Annotated in this window: 1 protein-coding gene and 2 pseudogenes; all 3 read right to left on the bottom strand. The window is 45.5% G+C overall.

The window, feature by feature from the left end; genetic code table 11:
* Positions 1–882 (bottom strand): annotated as a pseudogene (locus tag ACFINZ_RS08720) (hypothetical protein); the annotation flags it as partial.
* Between the two features lie 21 nt (positions 883–903).
* A complete protein-coding gene (locus ACFINZ_RS08715) occupies positions 904–1,137 on the bottom strand; it encodes a hypothetical protein (protein ID WP_375611072.1) in 234 nt (77 codons plus the stop codon).
* 9 nt (positions 1,138–1,146) lie between these two features.
* Positions 1,147–1,346: pseudogene (locus ACFINZ_RS08710) on the bottom strand (phage tail protein); the annotation flags it as partial.

The following is a 1,346-nucleotide window of genomic DNA, read 5'->3' as shown; positions in this document are numbered from 1 at the left end:
TTTGGCTTCTCTTGAAGCTGTTAATGCTGTCTCTACTCCCGCTTGTACTTGTGAGGCTGTTTTTGTGAGTTCTGTAACAGAAGATGTCGCACCTTCTGATAACTCTTTTGATTGTTCTGCAATATCCTTGGCATCATCGGCTGCCTGTTTGGCTCCATCTGCCTTTAGACTTGCTTGCATGGCTACAGTCTTAACTTCATGACACGTTGCTACCGCCGTCGCTGCTACTTGCGTCGTCTCTGTTGCTGTTTGTGAAGCTTCTCTTGCTGTTTGTTCTGCACGCGTTGCAATGGTCTTCGATTCATCGGCTAACCTCTTGGCTTCGGTCGATAAATTAACAGCATTCTCACTGCTCTGTTTGACCTCTTCAAAACGTTGTAATGCCGTAGAAAGGGAACCTTTCGTACTATTGATTTCCCCTGAGGCTCTATCGACTGCTCCTTTTGTCTCTTCTGCCATGCGCTTCGCTGCATCAGAAGTATTCTTGGCTTCTTCTGCTAAGCCATTGGCTGTATCCGCTGTCTCTTTCGCAAGGCTAGCCGTTGTCGTCGCTGCTTTAGCTTCTTCCTTCGCTTCATGAGACGTCGTAAGCGCTGTTGTCGCTGTTTGAACTGTTTTCGTCACTTCGCTAAGCGCTTGTTCCGAAACCCTCTTCGATTCTTCTGCAACCTGTTGCGCGCCATTCGCACGCGCCATGGCTTTTTCTGCTTCTTTCCTTGCATTAACAACCTGCTCTAACGGCGCAAAGGTTTCATACGAATACAAAGAGGCCGTCCCTAAAAGCTTCGGAACAACAACGCTGTCTTGAGAAGTCCCTTCTCTGATTTCCTCTTTCGTTGCAACAGGTATCAAATATTCATGTTCATGATCGGGTATCTTCATCTGTTTTCGTCCTCACATCATTCAGAGCACTTCGTCTAATGAACACTCTTTCAAATCTTCAAACTCTTCTCTTAAGGTCTCTAAGCGCTTCTCTAAATCTTTCAGTGAACCATCAAGCTCTGTTTTCAAAGCGGCTTTCAGTAAATCAAAAACGCCAGTAAGCGGCGCATGGACAAAACCTCCCCCAGAATACAAAACGACCCGTACTTGAGACGGGTCGCTAATCTCTGATATCGCAAACGGTTTTAATGACATTTCAACTCCTCATGTCTTGATCCCATAAATTACACTCACATTAACGGGGCGCGTTTCAATACCACCAACCCTCTCTGCCATGAGATGATGTTCATGATGCTCTCTGTCATTCAGACCTTCTGTTATAGGCGTTGAATAATATAAAAAATTAGCAAAGGGGCTCCTGATAAACCAAGGTAAACGTGGCGGCTTGTCTTTTTCTGTAAACC

It is taken from the genome of Bartonella sp. AA81SXKL (assembly GCF_042196945.1).
Lineage (GTDB): Bacteria > Pseudomonadota > Alphaproteobacteria > Rhizobiales > Rhizobiaceae > Bartonella.
The sequence above is the reverse complement of the archived record's forward strand: the minus strand, read 5'-3'. Positions and strand labels throughout refer to the sequence as shown.